Annotated in this window: 1 protein-coding gene; it reads right to left on the bottom strand. The window is 37.0% G+C overall.

Features of this window, described 5'->3' with window-relative positions; genetic code table 11:
- Window positions 1-208 (bottom strand): hypothetical protein (locus tag NE619_RS18770; RefSeq protein WP_256133956.1); only part of this gene is annotated, 208 nt, incomplete at both ends.

Genomic DNA, 208 nt, shown 5'->3' with positions numbered 1-208 from the left:
ATAGGAACATGCTATGATACCCAAACGCTCCCACGTCTTCAAAATGCAGGAGACTATAACCCAGGCCAACTCCTCTTAGTACGGCCGAAATGATGATCATCTCTACTATTGAAACAATAATAACTACAATATAAGCACACATCCCAAACAAATATGCACCTATGTATTTCTTCGTATTTGGTTTGAACATGTCTTTATTAGGTAAATT

The sequence above is a fragment of the Anaerovorax odorimutans genome (assembly GCF_024459955.1).
Taxonomy (GTDB): domain Bacteria; phylum Bacillota; class Clostridia; order Peptostreptococcales; family Anaerovoracaceae; genus Hominibacterium; species Hominibacterium odorimutans_A.
The sequence above is the reverse complement of the archived record's forward strand: the minus strand, read 5'-3'. Positions and strand labels throughout refer to the sequence as shown.